This window comes from Clostridium sp. JNZ J1-5, from assembly GCF_053901425.1.
Genome location: NZ_CM132773.1, coordinates 2,633,456 through 2,650,605, shown reverse-complemented (window position 1 = coordinate 2,650,605; position 17,150 = coordinate 2,633,456). Strand labels below are relative to the sequence as shown.

The 17,150-nt window shown below is 29.2% G+C and carries 14 protein-coding genes, 1 tRNA gene, 1 pseudogene and 1 riboswitch; of the genes and pseudogenes, 6 read left to right on the top strand and 10 right to left on the bottom strand.

Annotation, left to right across the window (positions count from 1 at the left end):
- Positions 1–439 precede the first annotated feature (439 nt).
- Positions 440–1,142, bottom strand: a pseudogene (locus tag ACWW38_RS12790) (polysaccharide deacetylase family protein).
- Positions 1,143–1,623: 481 nt separating this feature from the next.
- On the opposite strand from ACWW38_RS12790, the gene ACWW38_RS12785 reads away from it, so the two are divergent.
- Positions 1,624–2,571, top strand: a complete 948-nt coding sequence (locus ACWW38_RS12785) for an L-lactate dehydrogenase (RefSeq protein ID WP_456257932.1) — start codon at positions 1,624–1,626, stop codon at positions 2,569–2,571.
- Positions 2,572–2,651: 80 nt separating this feature from the next.
- On the opposite strand, the gene ACWW38_RS12780 is transcribed toward ACWW38_RS12785, so the two are convergent.
- The 4 genes from ACWW38_RS12780 to ACWW38_RS12765 all read right to left on the bottom strand — a co-directional run bounded on the left by ACWW38_RS12780 (position 2,652) and on the right by ACWW38_RS12765 (position 5,570).
- Positions 2,652–3,221, bottom strand: a complete 570-nt coding sequence (locus ACWW38_RS12780) for a GNAT family N-acetyltransferase (RefSeq protein WP_456257931.1) — start codon at positions 3,219–3,221, stop codon at positions 2,652–2,654.
- A 564-nt stretch (positions 3,222–3,785) separates the two neighbouring features.
- The gene (locus ACWW38_RS12775) at positions 3,786–4,322 is read right to left on the bottom strand and encodes a DUF4352 domain-containing protein (protein WP_456260463.1); all 537 of its coding nucleotides are present in this window, start codon (positions 4,320–4,322) and stop codon (positions 3,786–3,788) included.
- 296 nt (positions 4,323–4,618) lie between these two features.
- Positions 4,619–5,062, bottom strand: a complete 444-nt coding sequence (locus ACWW38_RS12770; protein WP_456257930.1) for a GNAT family N-acetyltransferase — start codon at positions 5,060–5,062, stop codon at positions 4,619–4,621.
- 432 nt (positions 5,063–5,494) lie between these two features.
- A tRNA-Trp gene (locus tag ACWW38_RS12765) sits at positions 5,495–5,570 on the bottom strand.
- A gap of 259 nt (positions 5,571–5,829) precedes the next feature.
- Between ACWW38_RS12765 and ACWW38_RS12760 the strand changes: the two genes are divergently transcribed.
- The 4 genes from ACWW38_RS12760 (at position 5,830) to rimI (ending at position 8,839) form a co-directional block, all read left to right on the top strand.
- The gene (locus ACWW38_RS12760; protein ID WP_456257929.1) at positions 5,830–7,071 is read left to right on the top strand and encodes an HD-GYP domain-containing protein; all 1,242 of its coding nucleotides are present in this window, start codon (positions 5,830–5,832) and stop codon (positions 7,069–7,071) included.
- 157 nt (positions 7,072–7,228) lie between these two features.
- A complete protein-coding gene (tsaE, locus tag ACWW38_RS12755; protein WP_456257928.1) occupies positions 7,229–7,687 on the top strand; it encodes a tRNA (adenosine(37)-N6)-threonylcarbamoyltransferase complex ATPase subunit type 1 TsaE in 459 nt (152 codons plus the stop codon).
- Positions 7,684–8,400 (top strand): tRNA (adenosine(37)-N6)-threonylcarbamoyltransferase complex dimerization subunit type 1 TsaB, encoded by a 717-nt coding sequence (tsaB, locus tag ACWW38_RS12750; RefSeq protein WP_456257927.1) that lies wholly within the window; start codon positions 7,684–7,686, stop codon positions 8,398–8,400. Before tsaE ends, tsaB begins: the two co-directional genes overlap by 4 nt.
- The gene (gene rimI / locus ACWW38_RS12745) at positions 8,393–8,839 is read left to right on the top strand and encodes a ribosomal protein S18-alanine N-acetyltransferase (RefSeq protein WP_456257926.1); all 447 of its coding nucleotides are present in this window, start codon (positions 8,393–8,395) and stop codon (positions 8,837–8,839) included. The genes tsaB and rimI overlap by 8 nt, the downstream gene beginning before the upstream one ends.
- Before the next feature lie 275 nt (positions 8,840–9,114).
- Here rimI and ACWW38_RS12740 read toward each other — a convergent pair whose 3' ends face one another.
- The 3 genes from ACWW38_RS12740 to ACWW38_RS12730 all read right to left on the bottom strand — a co-directional run bounded on the left by ACWW38_RS12740 (position 9,115) and on the right by ACWW38_RS12730 (position 14,071).
- Entirely contained in the window at positions 9,115–10,293 is a 1,179-nt protein-coding gene (locus ACWW38_RS12740) for an IS110 family RNA-guided transposase (protein ID WP_456257925.1), read from the bottom strand.
- 704 nt (positions 10,294–10,997) lie between these two features.
- The gene (locus ACWW38_RS12735) at positions 10,998–11,627 is read right to left on the bottom strand and encodes an ECF transporter S component (protein WP_456257924.1); all 630 of its coding nucleotides are present in this window, start codon (positions 11,625–11,627) and stop codon (positions 10,998–11,000) included.
- 103 nt (positions 11,628–11,730) lie between these two features.
- Positions 11,731–11,850: riboswitch (FMN riboswitch) on the bottom strand.
- Positions 11,851–11,905: 55 nt separating this feature from the next.
- On the bottom strand, positions 11,906–14,071 hold the full coding sequence (locus ACWW38_RS12730) for a Tex family protein (protein ID WP_456257923.1): 2,166 nt from the start codon (positions 14,069–14,071) through the stop codon (positions 11,906–11,908).
- 207 nt (positions 14,072–14,278) lie between these two features.
- Between ACWW38_RS12730 and ACWW38_RS12725 the strand changes: the two genes are divergently transcribed.
- Positions 14,279–15,625, top strand: coding sequence for a M28 family metallopeptidase (locus ACWW38_RS12725; protein ID WP_456257922.1), 1,347 nt, complete (start codon positions 14,279–14,281; stop codon positions 15,623–15,625).
- A gap of 185 nt (positions 15,626–15,810) precedes the next feature.
- Here ACWW38_RS12725 and ACWW38_RS12720 read toward each other — a convergent pair whose 3' ends face one another.
- Positions 15,811–16,404: a DUF4230 domain-containing protein gene (locus ACWW38_RS12720; protein WP_456257921.1), complete on the bottom strand. Its 594-nt coding sequence runs from the start codon at positions 16,402–16,404 to the stop codon at positions 15,811–15,813.
- Between the two features lie 53 nt (positions 16,405–16,457).
- Positions 16,458–17,147, bottom strand: a complete 690-nt coding sequence (locus ACWW38_RS12715; protein ID WP_456257920.1) for a YjjG family noncanonical pyrimidine nucleotidase — start codon at positions 17,145–17,147, stop codon at positions 16,458–16,460.
- Positions 17,148–17,150: the final 3 nt, after the last annotated feature.

Genomic DNA, 17,150 nt, shown 5'->3' with positions numbered 1-17,150 from the left:
TGTTTAATTATATTAAACGATTTCATTATTAAAACAATATTTTATAATAACTATTATCGTTTAATTTTTATTTTAGTTTATATTTTATATAATAATGCTAATACTAAATATTCAAGAATTATTCTACTTATAAAAACTATAAGATGTTTTTAATTTGAACAGCTTGTCTATCTCATTTTTTAGAAGTAGTCTGTAAAAATAGTATCCCTGAACTATGCTTTCTCCTATTTCTTTAATTAATGTATAATCTTAATACTAAATTGTTATTTTAACATATGAATTGTAAAATTAAGCTCTGAATTTTTCTTCAACTATACCTATCTGCTATAAAAAAATTCATAAAAAATCAGCTAACTGTAATTTTTGATTACAATGCAGCTGAATTTTTAAAAATATACTTAGCTTACCAAAATTTATAATAAAATTAAAATTCGAATTATCATTTTATGGGAAAATAATATTCTGGAGTATTTTCATTAATAATCTTGAAAGTATAACCTAGTTTTTTATAGTGATCTATAATTCTTGGTAGTGCTTTACAAGTATTTTCATGCATATAATCACAATGCATTAATAATATAATATTATTATCATTATCTATTTTTTTTTGTAGCCTCTCTAAACAATTTATCTGGAGGTGCTTTTGGATTCATTCCATCGGGAATAACCATATTCCAATCATATATCTTAAAATTAAGATTATGGAGTTCTTTTAAAAATTCTTTATTTAAACGACTTCTACTTCCACCAGGAAATCTAATTATACTTGGTGAAACATTTACAACCTTTTCTATTTCATCTCTGCAACTATACATTTCTTTAATAAATGCTTCTTTGCTGCAATATATATTTTTAAATTTATGTGTATAGGTATGCAGTCCAATACTGTGTCCTTCATTGCAAATTCTCTTTACAACTTCTTCATATCCCTTAATTTGATTTCCTATAATAAAAAAAGTTGCATTAACGTTTTTTTCTTTTAATACATCTAGCACTTTAGGCGTAACGCTACTTGGTCCGTCATCAAAGGTCAAATAAATTATCTTTTCCATCTGAGTTTCTTCAGTAAAATATTCTTTTGAATTTACTTTATCGATAAAACCAAAATTTATAAAAATATTAGCAATAAAAATATATAGCATATAAAGGGCAACTCTTTTATTTCTAGTCACGTTTTCACCCACCTTCCAAAAATTAATCTTAAACTTTAAGCTAAGATAAAATTTAATTTATAAAAATTTTTTGTAATAATTAATCATATAAAAACTTCTTATATTAGTCTTAACCAATAGATAAATTATATTAATGTTTAATTTTCCTAATAGTTAGTTAATTAACTAACTATCTTTTATAGTACTTTTATTATATATTCATAATTTTTTTAAAAAAATAAATGTAAAATGTAAATTTTGTAGTAAAAAGGAGAAAATCATTTAAAAATATATTGATTTTATTTGCAAATCAATATATAATAAAACATATTTGTTAATAAATTAACTATCGATTTTTATTTTTTAATATTGCTTATTTTAGTTATATTAGTGTAGATAATAATATTAATAATATTTAATTATTTACTTATGCTACTATTATTGAACAACTTTAACCTTGGAGGTGCTTTTAATGTCAATAAACAATGCCAAAATTTCTGTAATAGGAGCTGGCTATGTAGGATCTACTATCGTTCACGCTTTAACACTTCAAAAAATTGCTTCAGAAATAGTTTTAGTAGATTTAAATAACGATAAAGCTAAAGCTGAAGCTTTGGATATAGGACACGCTACTTCTGCTCTTGGTGATGTAAAAGTTATACACGGAGAATATAAAGATACTAGCGATTCTGATATTGTAATCATAACTGCTGGTATTGGCCCAAAGTATGGAGAAACAAGACTTGATATCGTAAATAAAAATCTAAAAGTTTTTAAATCTATGATACCTGAGATTGTTAAATATAACCCCAACGCTATACTCTTAGTGGTATCAAACCCTGTAGACATATTAACTTATGTTACTTATAAACTGTCTGGCTTCCCACATAATAGAGTTTTAGGTTCCGGAACAGTTCTTGATACATTAAGGTTAAAATATACTCTTGAAAAAAAATATAACATCGATTCAAAAGATATAGATACTTTAATAATCGGAGAACATGGAGATTCACAAGTTCCTTTATGGAGTCAAACCAACATCCATGGAATAAACATAGACTCCTACTTTAAAGCCATCAATGAAGATTTTAATAATGAAATAAAAAAAGAAATTGGCAAACAAGTTGTAAATTCTGCATACGATATTCTTCAAGGTAAAGGATATACAAATTTCGGAGTTGCTCTTGCTGTTACCCGAATAGTAAAGGCTATAGTAAATGATGAAAATGCCTTACTTCCTATATCTGCACTATATAATGGTGAATACGAAATAGATAATGTATACATTGGAGCACCATGTATGATAGGTGAAACTGGGCTTAAAAAAATATTCCAAATACCTATAAACCAAGAAGAATCTTCTCAGCTTAGAGCTTCTGCAAACAGTCTTAAATCATTAATAAAAGATTTAGATATTTAGTAAAAAAGGAGTTAAGTTACACAATCCTGTAATTTAACTCCTTTAAAAGTTTTTCCTATTGAATGAGTTATCTTCATCAATTATTTACTGACATCTGACTTTAGAATTGAATATACTTCCAAATCTACAACACCTTTACCTGTCCATATAAAACCTTGCCTAATTGTCCCTTCCTTTATAAAACCATTTCTTATTAAAACATTTTGTGATTTAACATTAATTGGCATAATATAGGCTTGTATCCTATTTACATCTATTACCTCAAATAAATAATCCATCAATATCTTAACAGCTTTAGTAGCAATGCCCCTCCCCCAATACTTTTCATTTAATGTATATCCAATATTGACTAAATTTACACGTTGATTAACCTCAAAAATTTCAGCAATTCCAACAAGCTTTTGTGAGGCATCGTTTAGGCAGATACCTAGGAAAATAGTTTTCTTCTTTTTAAAGTCTCTTTCAAAATGGGAAATCATATTTTCAACAGCATCTATAGTTTTTTTAGCATTTCCAGGTTTATAACTATATAACTTCTCATTACTATAAATTTCATAAAGATCATTTAAATCAGATATTTCAATTTTTCTTAAAGTTAAATCCTTTGACTCAATACACTGAAACTCATTAAATAATACATCATAATTCATATTTCTTAAATCCATCCTTTTTACATTCTGGTAAATGATTCTTAAAAAAGATTATACCATGATATGAAGTTTCGTTGCATTTAATAGAAAGATTATATATTAGAGTCCAGATTCATAAGAAGCATTTTTAAAATATTTTTTAAACAAGCAGTAGAGAACAATTCTGCATCAACTGCTACAGAGTTTTCAGCTATTTTATTGAATAAGGATCAGGAAGGTATGATAAAACTTATATCAAATGATTAAAAATATTTTTAAATAAAAAAATCACACAAGCTCTTATATACTTAGTGCGATATTTTTTACTTTGTTTAGTTTTTGTTTTTTCCGTTTTGGAAATGGCATGGGCAATAGGACTTGAACCTGCAGCCAACGGTTTTGGAGTTCTATTTTGGCTCTAAACCATTTCCCATACTATATATGTATACACCTACATAAGTTTTAAGTTTATTAATCTATATAGTTTGTGCTAATTAGTATACTACTTAAAAATAGCCTTTGCAATAAAATATTTACTTCTCTAGAATAAAATAAAATCTCTGAAATTAATCAGATGTAAGTTTTTTAGTTTAATTTTACAACTACTTGCCCACTAGTTAAAAGTGAACCATCAAATTCCATTTCTAATCCAGTTTGACCTTTTGGAACTTCAACTACATATACACCTGTAAGCTTTCTTCCAGCACCAACAGTTCCATCTAATTGTCCAGCTTTTGCCGCAGTTTGACCCATAAGAGAATACTCACAAGCTCTTCCATCTTTGTCTACAACTTTAAACATCATCATTGATGAAACAGCTTGTTCTTTATCAGATGTATTTTCCACAGTGCAATCTATAGCAACAAACTCATTTCCGTCTTTTGGTTTTGAAAATTCATCGCCTTTTACTGTATATACCTTATTTACTGTAAATCTGAAATTACTTAGTTGAACTATATCTCCAACTTTAAAAGTTTTAGTTTCGTTTTTATTAGTTTTTGCACTTGTTGTAGATGCAGTAGTAGGCTTAGTTTCGCCTACTTTTTTAGGCTTATTTCCTATTGATGCAATTCCACCTAATATAGATAATATAATAATTCCAGTTAAAATTTTGTGTTTCATAAAAAAGTTTCTTTGATCTTTTCCACAATGAACACACTTTTTCACACCTTTTGCAATCTCTTGTCCGCATGCTTTACAATTTATTAATTTCGGCATTAAAATTCCTCCTCGTATAATGTTAATTTTCGTATTTTATCTTATCATATTTTATATAATGTGTAATTATGAAACCTGTTCCTCCGAAGGAAGAATTGTGTAAATATAATAAATCTTATTTCTACCTATTTTTCACTAAAATTAAATGTTACTACTCAGATTGGTCTTAGAGATTTTGCATTAACAAAAATTTGTACTTATTAAGCAAAAATGTATTTGAAAAATATCTCATCGTCAGCATCAAATTGTGTTTTCTGTTGTAAAAATCCAATTTCTTTGTAAAGTTTAATTGCTACAACATTTTGAGGGTGCATGCTTAGCCATAATTCCCCTTTAGCCGCAAATGGTTTCATTAAGTCCAATATCAGTCCTAGAGCTACTTTTGCATACCCGTTTCCTTGATAACGGTAATCAATCATAAATTTGAGCAAATTCATATCTCCATCATTATCTAAAAGACAACATGCAAAACCTACAATGATATTATCATTGTATATTCCAAATACATTCATATTCGGATGATGTTGAACCATTTTTAGTATCTCATCAAAATCAACATTTACATAATCCTTCTGGTATTCTGCTATTTCTAATTGTCTAATTTCATCTAACAAAGTGTTTTTAAATTTTTTTATTGTTATCATTCAATCTCTCCAAGTTTATAATTTGATTACGAATCTATTCTACGATTGTGAATTAACAAAACTAGGTTTTCTCGTATAATTTTCTCTTCATAGTTTGTATCCTTAATTAGCTTGTTTACTTTTTTAGCACCCATTCCTAGTTTTTCTGACAGACTTTCAATACAAAAATAGTAAATTCTAATTTTTTTTCATCCATTACAGCACCTCCAAATATACTTGTTTTATTCTTTATATTATCTATATCATGACCTTTATTTACTTTAAAATATAACTAATTATAATTCATAGCTACATATTTATTAAATCACCTTTATACAATCTTAGCTATATGAAATGATTAAAAATATTTTTATATAAAAAAATCGCACAAGCTCTTATAAACTTAGTGCGATTTTTTACTTTGTTCAGTTTTTGTTTTTTCCGTTTTGAAAATGGCAGGGGCAGTAGGACTTGAACCCACAACCAATGGTTTTGGAGACCACTACTCTACCAATTGAGCCATACCCCTTCGACACGATTAATATTATATCATGCATATTAAACATATGCAACATATTTTTTAATACTTATTTAATTAACTTAAAGCACCTAAACTCTTAAATTTTTTATATCATATATAATTTACCATAATATATACTTAAAGCATGTATTGTGGCAAATTATACTAATTAAACTATAGATTTTACAAATACTATGTTTTATAATAAAAAATATTGTGTTAGAATTATTATAAAATTAATGATAACATTTCAAAGTGAGGTAAAAACATGAATATAAGTCTATCTAAGACTATACGAGCTATGTCTATAGCTCTTGATTTAGCTGAAATTAGTTCAATTGGGGATAAAGAAGATATAATTGAAGATGTATCAAATATAAATTATTCAGATCATGAATTTACTAACCATTCAAAACGTACTGCTTATATAGCACTTAGAATAGGATATGCTTTAAACTTATGTAAGCAGGATATGAAAAATCTCCATTTAGCTGCTATTTTACACGACATAGGAGCAACAAATAGTTTGAAATCTAGTCATATTCCAGGAGGGTATATAAGGGAACACTGTATAAAAGGCTATGATATATTACAGCCCTTTTCTACTTTTAATAAGATATCAAATATAATTTTATATCATCACGAAAACTATAATGGTACTGGTCCTATGAATTTAAAAGGAAATAAGACTCCAATAGAAAGCCAAATTGTAAGATTAGCTGATTTAGTTGAACTATTATATGAAGAGAACGTTCCTCCATATAAACAACAAACTAGAATAATCAATTGGGTAAAATCTAATGCTGGTATAATACTTTCACCAGAAGTTTCTAATGCATTTTTTGATGTTGCATCTAAAGATTTATTTTGGTTTGACTTAGAAAACATAGCCTTTATAGGCTCTATTTTGGATAATATCTCTCCTAAATTAGATATTTATCTAGACTTAGATGATTTTGAGACAATAGCCTTTATTTTTTCTAATATAATAGATTCTAAGAGTAATTTTACAGCTAGACATTCTATAGGAATTTCAGAACTCGCCCTTAAAATATCAAAATACTTAGGATACTCAGAAGAAAAGTGCAAGAAAATGAAAATAGCAGGCCTTCTACACGATATTGGGAAACTAGCTATACCATCTAAAGTATTAGACAAAGAAGGTCCTCTTGATAAAGACGAGTTTTCTATAATAAAATCTCATGTATATTATACTTACATAATATTGGACAAAATAGACAATATTGAAGATATAAGAGATTGGGCTTCTAATCATCATGAAAAATTAAATGGTAAAGGTTACCCTGCTGGATTGTCTTCTGAAGCTTTAAGTGAAGAATCTAGAATTATAGCAGTTTGTGATATATATCAAGCATTAACAGAAGATAGGCCATACAGAGATGGATTAAGTAAAGAAAAAGCTCTATCTATGATGGACAGTATGGCAAATGAAAATCTTATTTGCAAAAGCGCTCTAAATCATTTAAAAAACGCTTTATCCCTTAGCTAGCAACTATAAAAACTTACATAGGTTGAATTTTAAATTCAATAAGGCACTCTTAAAGAGTGCCTTTGCTTGTTATCTACTTTTATTTTATCCTATTTTAGTATAAAATAACTAGTATAGCTATTTGGTTATAACGTATTAAACTTAGGAGTGAATATACATGGAGTTTATAATTGATAATGTTGATAAAACTATTAATTTAGGTGTTGAAATAGGTAAAAGAGCACAAAGCGGAGATATAATTTGCCTAATAGGTGACTTAGGCACTGGTAAAACTCATATTACAAAGGGCATAGCCACAGGACTAGGCATCCAGGACCATATAACTAGTCCCACTTTCAATATAGTAAATGAATATAATGGAAGGCATAAATTATACCATTTTGATGTATATAGAGTTAACGATCCTGATGAAATTGAAGCTATAGGCTTTGATGAATACATATTCGGAGATGGTGTAACCATAATTGAATGGGCAAATTATATAGGAGAATTAATTCCAAAAGAACATATTAAGATTACAATAGAAAAGCTTCCTGACAAGGGAGAAAACTTTAGAAAAATAGATATACAATTTAATGGCAGCAGATATGATTACGTAAAGGAGATTAAAATATGAGAGTTCTTAGCGTAGATTCTTCATCAGCAAGTGCTTCCTGTGCTATTGTAGAAGATGGAAAATTACTTGGAGAAATAACATTTAATGATAAAAAACAGCATTCTATTATATTAATGCCTCAAATAGATGCCTTGCTTAAAAATTTAAGTTTAGATTTAGATAATATTGATGGGTTTGTAGTATCAAGTGGTCCTGGTTCCTTTACAGGTCTTAGAATTGGCATGGCCACTATAAAAGGGTTAGCTCAGGGCACAAATAAACCGCTTATTGGTATTTCTTCTTTAGACGGCCTAGCTTACAATTTGGCTTATACTAGTGGAATTATATGTCCAATAATGGACGCCTTAAGAGATAATGTTTATACAGCTTTATATAAATTTACTCAGGGAAAATTAGAAAGGCTTACAGACTATATGGCTCTTCATATCGATGAACTAATTTCTCTTATAAAAGATAATGAATCAGAATCCGTTAGCTTTATAGGTGATGGTGTATATAAATTTAGTGAAAAGCTTTCTAGTAGTCTTAACAACGTATACTTTGCTCCTGCAAACATAAATTTAACTAGAGCATCTTCCCTTGGTGAACTAGGATTGCAAAATCTAAAAAAGGGACTTAATGATAGCCTATTAACCTTTTCACCTATTTATCTTAAAAAGTCTCAAGCTGAAAGAGAATATGAAAATAAAGTAAGGGGACTTACAAATGAATGATTTATTTATCTGCCCTATGGATGAGAGTAATGTTATAGATGTTCTAGAAATAAATAATATATGTTTCAATCCTCCATGGAGTTTGGAATCTTTAAAAAATGAATTAAGAAATAAATTTACAAGATATATCATAGTAAAAAAAGACGATATAGTTATAGGTTATGCTGGAATATGGATTATTATAGATGAGGCCCATATAACAAATATCGCAGTAGATCCTGATTTTAGAGGTATAGGTGCAGGCAATGTTCTCATCGAAAATATAATCGATATCTGTAAGGAATTAGAAATACCATCTATAACTTTAGAAGTCAGAGAAACTAATACCGTAGCTAAAAATCTATATAAAAAGTATGGTTTTATTGAAGAAGGTATTAGAAAAAATTATTACGAGGATGGTACAAATGCCGTTCTCATGTGGAAAAGAAACGTACTTTAAGTATAGTGCGGCAAAATAGCGACCTTGGTAACTACAAAATAAGGTGCTAAAAATCGAAGTTATATAATTCAACAGAGAATCTTCGCTACGTTAAGAACTTCTAAGACTTGCTCAAAATTCCCTTAATGAATTATATAACTTCTAACTTTTAGTACCTTAAATTAGACTAACTATATGAAGTCAAGGTAATTTTAAAAGAAAAGTTATATTTTTAGTTTCTTAAAAAAGTGCATGACAAATAAAGCAACCTAGTTGCCTTTTTTAAAAAGTCAGGATTACATTTGTGGAATAAATGTGGTATTGGTTTTTAAAAGATAAAATACAACACGTATAAGCTTTTTAGCAACATGGCTCATGGCAACATAGTAATGCTTACCTTCTGACTGTTTCTTTGATAAGTATAATGCAAAGGTTGAATCTCTCATTGAAACAGTTCTAGATGCAGTAAGTATAGCCCAACGGAGATATGTAGAGCCACGTTTTACCATCGGTGTATGAGAAGCACTGTATTTACCAGATTGATATGTAGAAGGATCTAATCCAGCGAATGCTAAAAGTTTAGCTGGGCTTGTAAACTTCTCTATATCTCCAATTTCAGAAAGTATTATAGCTGCTAGAGTATATGAGATACCTGGAATACTCATTATTGGAGAATTAATCTCGGTAACAACTTCTTTTATTTGAAGGTCTAAAGCATCAATCTCAGCTTGAACTGATTGAATTAACCTAATAGTTTGTTGTAATTCAAAAGATAAAGATTTTGTGCTAGTTCCAATTGAATGCCTAGCGGCTTCTTTTAAAGCGGTAGCTTTATCTTTTCCATATTTGCCCCTAGAAGCCTTACTTAGAATACTAGTAAGCTTAGTGAGATGGCAATTAGCCACGTCCTGCGGACCAGGTAACTCCGACAGGAGGCAATAAGAGGAATTTTGATGAATTGACCAAAAGTATTTAGGTAGTTCAGGAAACATGATATCTATTAGTCTTGTTATTGATATTTTTAATTTTCCTCTATAACCGATTAAACGATATCTATGTCTAGTTAGTGACTTTAGCTCTTGAATCTGATATGATACTGGTGAATAGGATTTTGTATCATCAGAAAAGAGCATTTTAGCAATAACTAATGCATCCGTTTTATCGGTCTTAGTTTTCCTAAGGGTTTGAGCCTTACGGAAAAGATTTGTAGCTAAAGGGTTGAGAATAGAAAGCTTGAAACCTTTAGCATACAAGAAGTTTTGGAGATTAGTGCTATAATGACCTGTTGATTCAAGTCCTATTTTTACGTTAGAAATATCCTTGTCAGGCAGAGAGGAAAGAATTGAGAAATAAAGCAATTCAAAGCCTTCACGAGAATTGGATATACGTAAAGAATCATTAATAATAACACCATCTGAATCAACGATACAGCAGTCATGCTTCTCTTTAGCTACATCGATTCCAATATAAATCATAAGAACACTCCTTATAGTTTAGTCCGCTATGTTCCACTCACTTTATGCTAAATGTATCCTTGCTCTATATAAAACGTCATGCGTTATCTAACTAATTAACAAATAAGCATAAAGCTGTGGTTATATCCTAATTTAAATAGTCTAGCTATATGTAAAAAAACTAATCCACAGCGTCTTATGTTATTATAGTAAATTATCTTTAAGAAAGGAAAAGTATAATGAATTTACTATGAGTTCATTATACAAGGTAAAACAAGGTCGCTATTACTTACACTATAAATATATGAGTAATTGTAGAGGATGACATGATTTTAGGAGTAGCCTGTTGAATCTGTATCAGTGAATAAAAGATAGATTATTTTATAGGATGCTTTTTTATAAATTGTTTCGAAAAATATCCACATGCTACCGCATTTATTAAAGGTAATTTTTTAGCCATCTTCACAATATATACTTAGTAACTTTACAGTGTGGCTACGCCATGCAAAATTATCATTTTGCTTTTTGAAGTCCTTTTAGTATTTACTGTAGTATTTATTAGTTGCAAATAATTAAGGCATGTAAGATTACTGGCTAGCATATATGTGTCAATTGAAGAAACTTTGAAGGAATAACTAGTAGTACTAAAGGTTTCTCAATGATACATATATGCGTTAGCCAAGTAATTTTACATGCCGCTATTTTGTCGCACTATATTTATATTATTAATTTTCAAAAGCACCTTTTTTACTTTTTTCAACTTCTTCTTTATGAAGTATTGGTGAAACGCTTTTATATATAGGTACTGTTATTACTGATACTACAATTCCTTTTAATAAATTAAAAGGTAATATAGACCACATTACTAGATCTTTTACATTCTTTATGCTTGGATTAACTTTAGCGCCCATAGCTACGAAAGCCTCTATTGGAGCCTTAAAAGCTTTAGCATATAAAGGTAAAAATATAGTATAGTTTAATACAGATGCTACTATAGACATTGCTATTGAGCCTGCTAATAATCCCAATATTGCTGTCTTTTTAGATTTTTTTATCTTATATATACTTCCAGCAGTACCAACTAAGATTGCTCCTACTATAAAGTTAGCAAACTCTCCAACAAATCCAGTCTGAGTTCCCTTAAATATTAATTTAAGTATGTTTTTAAATAATTCTATTCCTACTCCTTCCACAGGTCCTAATGCAAAGGCACCTAGTAAAGCTGGCAGATCACTTATATCTATCTTTAAAAATTCTGGAAAAAGTGGTACTGATACCTCGAAGAACATAAGAATAAATGCCATTACTGATAGCAGTGAAATTTTAATCATTGTGTTTAGTTTTCTATTTTTCATCTTAATACCCCCTGTTTCTATCTTCAAGGGTATGGGCAGTTTAAAAATCAAAAAACCCTGACAATTTAAAAATAGCCAGGGCAAAAAAATCTAATGTAACTACCTATACCTTCTTCCATCCAGACTTTACTGTCGGTCTTGGAATTTCACCAAGTCAGCCGTATTCCTACGGGTCGCGGACTATACCGCCGGTCGGGAATTACACCCTGCCCTGAAGATACAATATTTAATTTATACATTTATTATATACTTTTTATATTTAAAATTCAACTTAATTTTTATGATTCTATTTCTTTCATAGACAATGATATTCTACCTCTTTTATCATCCACTTCTATTACTCTAACCTGAACAATATCTCCAACCTTAACTATATCAAGAGGATGCTTTACAAACTTATCTGCTAATTGACTTATATGAACTAAACCATCTTGATGTACTCCTATGTCTACAAAAGCTCCAAAGTCAGCCACGTTTCTTACAGTTCCATTTAAAACCATCCCAGGTTTCAACTGATTTATATCTACTATGCCTTTTTTAAATATAGGTTTAGGAAGTTCTTCTCTAGGATCTCTACCCGGTTTCTTAATCTCTTTTATTATGTCTTGAAGTGTAGGAACTCCAATTCCTATATTTTCTGCTAATTTATCTATTCCAGCTTCCTGTACTTTGCTGTCAATATCCACTAATTTTCCTATTTTAACATCTGCTTCACTATAACTTAAAATGTTTAAAAGAGCTTTTGCAGCTTTATATGATTCTGGATGTACTGCTGTGTTATCTAAAACTTCCTTACTTTCTGGTACTCTTAAAAATCCTGCACATTGCTCGTAAGCCTTTGGTCCCAATCTTTTAACTTTTAAAAGTTCTTTTCTATCCTTGAATTTACCATTTTCTTCTCTATAATCAACTACATTTTTTGCAATAGTAGAATTTATTCCTGATATATATGATAGAAGTGAAGGTGTGGCTGTGTTTAAGTCTACCCCAACGCTATTAACTCCATCTTCTACAATTCCTTTTAAAGATTCATCTAGTCTTTTAGGCGTTACATCATGTTGATATTGTCCAACTCCAATTGATTTTGGATCAATCTTCACAAGCTCAGCCATTGGATCCTGAAGTCTTCTTCCAATGGATATAGCTCCTCTAATAGACACATTTATATCAGGATATTCCTTAGAAGCTAATTCTGATGCTGAATAAACGGAAGCTCCTGCTTCAGATACTACTACATAAGATAAATCTTTTCCCTTTTCCTTTTTAACTTCATCAATGAGTTTTGCTATAACTTCTTCTGATTCTCTGCTAGCTGTACCATTTCCAAGAGATATAACATCTACATTGTGTTTGTATACTAATTCCTTAAGTTTCGCAATAGAACCTTCTATATCATTTTGAGGTGCTGTAGCATATACTGTTGCAATGTCTAATAGTTTTCCTGTATCATCTAAAACAGCAATCTTACAACCTGTTCTAAAACCTGGATCATATCCTAGAACTACTTTCCCTTTTATAGGAGCCTGCATTAAAAGCGCTTTTAAATTAGCCTTAAATATTTCTATGGCGCCTTCTTCTCCTTTGTCTGTTAATTCGGCTCTTATTTCTCTTTCTATTGAAGGATAAATAAGTCTTTTTAGTGAATCTTCAACAGCTTCTTGTATGTATTTATCTGTAATAGAGTTTCCCTTTAATGAATTTCTATTTAAATAATCTATTATCTTATCTAAGTTACTAGTAACCTTTACTGATAATATCTTTTCCTTCTCTCCTCTATTTATAGCAAGTATTCTATGAGAAGGAATGTTACGAACAGCTTCAGAGTATTTATAATACATCTCATAAGGGGTTGGCTCTTCACTACTTCCACTGCACTCTATTACTCCTTCTCTTCTTACAAATTCTCTTATCCATTTTCTAAATTCCGCCTCATCAGAAATTATTTCTGCTATTATATCCTTTGCTCCGTTTATTGCTTCCTCTACAGAATTTACTTCCTTATCTTCATTTAAAAATTGTTTTGCATATTCATCTATTTCTCCTTTAAACTCTCCACTTAAAATAGTTTCAGCTAGTGGTTGAAGTCCTTTTTCCATTGCAATAGTAGCTCTTGTTCTTTTCTTTGGCTTATAAGGTCTATATATATCCTCAACTTCCGTTAAAGTTTCACACTTTTCTATGCTTAACTTTAATTCTTCAGTGAGCTTACCCTGTTCCTCAATAATTCTAATTACATCTGCTTTCCTATCTTCTAGATTCCTAAGGTATGTTAATCTTTCTGCTATATTTCTTAACATTACATCATCTAATCCGCCAGTTCTTTCTTTTCTATATCTTGCAATAAACGGCACTGTATTGCCATCATCTAACAACTCTATAACACTATCTATTTGTTTTATTGCAACTCCAAATTCTTTAGATAACTTTTCATTAATTTTAGCCATAATATCCTCCATTTCTGATTAGTTCAATATATCCTCTTTAACTTATTCTAGTTTTGCAATCTAAAACCTTTCACTAAAATAAGAATTATTAGTTAACATTTGCCTTCATAATTTTACCCTAACCTAAATAAAAAGTCCAATAATTCATCATATACAACTTTATACCTTCATAACTATAGTTATATATTAATTTTTAAGGAGTAATTTATGAGAAGATTGATAAGTCAAATTATATTGTCAATATGTTTAATTATATTAAATCTTAGTTTCCAAATTTATTATGCAGTTCATCCTTTTAATAATAAAAACGTACTTAGCACAATAAATTATCTATGCTCCGATTACTTTAAGGGTAGGCTTACTGGGACTATAGAAAATAGGGAAATTGAAGAATATATTAAACTTAAATTTATAGAAAATAACTTAAAACCCTTTATGGGAGATTATACCCAGTCTTTTAAAATTAATTACCCCCATAGGATAACTGGAGAACCTCGTCTAAATATAATTGATAATGAAGGGAATACAATAAAACAATTTGATTACGGTAAAGATTATAAAGAAGATATGCTTAATTTTAAAAACAATACAATTAAATTTGATAAACAAAATCCATCAATAATTTCAAAAGATACTTTAATTCAAGTGGAGGAAAATCTAGACTATTTCCTATTTTATGTACCTTCTAAAGACAACTTAAATTTTAGAAGCTCTTTTGTTAACACTGCCCGCTGGAGTATGTGCGTAATGGTGACTAATAATACATTAAATTTAATAAATAAGTATTTAAGTGAAGGTTATTCAGTTGATTGTTTTATCCCTTTTACTATCAAAGAAGCCATGGCTAGAAATATTATGGGTTACATAGAAGGCAGTAATAGTTCTTTAGCTCCAATCATTATATCTGCTCATTTTGACCATTTGGGGACAGACTTAAATAATACTATCTACAGAGGGGCACTTGATAATGCTTCTGGTACATCCTTTATGCTTGAAATGGTTAAATATATATCTTCCCTAGGAAAACCAGAAAGAAGTATACTTTTCCTAGGATTCAATGCTGAAGAATTTGGTTGTGTTGGGTCATCTGAATTCGTTAAAAAGTATAAAGAAAATATAATGAATAGTAAGGTCTATAACTTTGATATGATTGGCAGTGACAAAGGGGTTCCACTTTGTATTGTAGGAGGTAAAAAAGATACTGCTAAAACTGATTTTCTAAGATCAGTGTCAAATACCTGCTCAGATGAGAAAATTCATTTTAATTATCTTTTTGAAGATGCCAGTGATCATAAAGCCTTTAGGGAAAATAATATAGACGCCATAACTTTCTGTGATAATGATAATTCAAAGATCCATACGCCAAATGATATTCCTGAAAATATAAGCCTTACTGCTATTGATAGATGTTTTAATGTAGCATCAAAAGAAATAGTAAAATATGCTTTTAATAATAACCTAATGATTCTATACTATAGAGAAGCACTACTATCTTCCTTAATAATTTTAGTAGTCACTATATTTATTTCCAGTAGAAAAAAATATAAGTATTAGTTAACTCTATATTTTAACTTTAAAGCAGCTTTAGCCTATCAATGGAAAGTTTTAAATGAATGTAAAAATCAACATTAATGGGGCTGCCGCATTAAGGAATTTACATACAATATATACTGTTTTGCAAGTTTAAAGTTAAAACAATATATTGTAGTATTTATTCTTAGTGCCACAGCCCCATTATATCAATTAAATTCTATATTCACATTTTCAAATCCCATGCCTTTTAATATTGCATCTAGCAATATTTTAGCATTGTCATTTGCCTTCTGTAAAAATCCTTCTGATATAATTTTTTTCTCTAACTGAATTTTATTTTTATTCAGCTCATCAAAAATCTGTTGACTATCTACTTGATTAAATATAGTATATCTTTCATCTAAAATAGTTACATTCTTAGTATCTATAACATTATCTAAAATTTTTGCTTCCTTTATTTTTATATCAACTTTATTACTTTTCTTATCCACAGTTATCACCGTATCTTTCAAATCAACTCCAGCTTTTATATATCCAGTATATCTTACCAAAAGTGCTTTTGTAGTAAATGGTACTGAAAAGTCACTTATTTTTTTACTATCTTTTATAAAAAATACATCTGTATAAGTATTTTTACAAGTAGCAAGTTCAGAAATCTTAGCAAGCTCGCTGGCTATTTGCGTGCTGCTAACAGTGTTTTCATGTGTGAATTTTAAATTTATCGTTACTAAAAAAACTATTGCTGCAATAACTATAAAGGCTAAAAATATTACTTTCCCTTTTCTAAAAAAATTGATCATTTTAAATTTATCTCCCCCTTAAATCTAGTAGTCATGTAATATATAGATAAACTTTACCTAAATACAATGTCTTTTAATTGCTCTAAACTATTTATTTCATAAACTGGTTTAATATCGGTATCATTTTGCAACCTTTTAGGATTAAACCAGCATGTATCTATCCCAAAACTAATACCGCATTTAATATCCGATTTTAAACTGTCTCCTACAACTAATGCCGTCTCCTTATGCATATGCCCAACCTTTTTAAAGGTATATTTAAATATTTCTGGATTAGGTTTTGCTACTCCAATTTCTTCTGATATGACTATAGTATGAAAAAATTTTGCAATTTCAGATTGTCTTATTCGAACATCTTGAACATCAACGAGTCCATTTGTTACTAATGCAAGTTTAAAATTTCCTTGCAATTCTCTTAAAATATCCACAGCTCCATCTAAAACAAAGCAACTTTTGCACAATTTATCCATATATAGTTCATTTGCTTTTTTAGGATCTAAATCTAAATTAACAGCTTTAAAAAACCTTTTAAATCTTTCTACTTTTAAATCTTCAGCAGATATTAGTTCTTTCTCAAATTCATCCCAAACAGCTTCATTAATTTCTCTATAGGCTTCTAAATAATTTTCTCTACTGTAATCTAAATTAAAATATGCCATAGTATTTTCAAAAGCATCTTCCTCTGCCCTTTTGAAATCTAGCAGTGTTTCATCCGCATCAAAGATAATAAGCTCATATTTCATCCT

Bases quoted from the DNA above. Each gene is read 5' to 3' on its own strand.
- ACWW38_RS12785 (WP_456257932.1), top strand. From the start codon at position 1,624: ATGTCAATAAACAATGCCAAAATTTCTGTAATAGGAGCTGGCTATGTA.
- ACWW38_RS12780 (WP_456257931.1), bottom strand. From the start codon at position 3,221: ATGAATTATGATGTATTATTTAATGAGTTTCAGTGTATTGAGTCAAAG.
- ACWW38_RS12775 (WP_456260463.1), bottom strand. From the start codon at position 4,322: ATGAAACACAAAATTTTAACTGGAATTATTATATTATCTATATTAGGT.
- ACWW38_RS12770 (WP_456257930.1), bottom strand. From the start codon at position 5,062: ATGATAACAATAAAAAAATTTAAAAACACTTTGTTAGATGAAATTAGA.
- ACWW38_RS12760 (WP_456257929.1), top strand. From the start codon at position 5,830: ATGAATATAAGTCTATCTAAGACTATACGAGCTATGTCTATAGCTCTT.
- tsaE (WP_456257928.1), top strand. From the start codon at position 7,229: ATGGAGTTTATAATTGATAATGTTGATAAAACTATTAATTTAGGTGTT.
- tsaB (WP_456257927.1), top strand. From the start codon at position 7,684: ATGAGAGTTCTTAGCGTAGATTCTTCATCAGCAAGTGCTTCCTGTGCT.
- rimI (WP_456257926.1), top strand. From the start codon at position 8,393: ATGAATGATTTATTTATCTGCCCTATGGATGAGAGTAATGTTATAGAT.
- ACWW38_RS12740 (WP_456257925.1), bottom strand. From the start codon at position 10,293: ATGATTTATATTGGAATCGATGTAGCTAAAGAGAAGCATGACTGCTGT.
- ACWW38_RS12735 (WP_456257924.1), bottom strand. From the start codon at position 11,627: ATGAAAAATAGAAAACTAAACACAATGATTAAAATTTCACTGCTATCA.
- ACWW38_RS12730 (WP_456257923.1), bottom strand. From the start codon at position 14,071: ATGGCTAAAATTAATGAAAAGTTATCTAAAGAATTTGGAGTTGCAATA.
- ACWW38_RS12725 (WP_456257922.1), top strand. From the start codon at position 14,279: ATGAGAAGATTGATAAGTCAAATTATATTGTCAATATGTTTAATTATA.
- ACWW38_RS12720 (WP_456257921.1), bottom strand. From the start codon at position 16,404: ATGATCAATTTTTTTAGAAAAGGGAAAGTAATATTTTTAGCCTTTATA.
- ACWW38_RS12715 (WP_456257920.1), bottom strand. From the start codon at position 17,147: ATGAAATATGAGCTTATTATCTTTGATGCGGATGAAACACTGCTAGAT.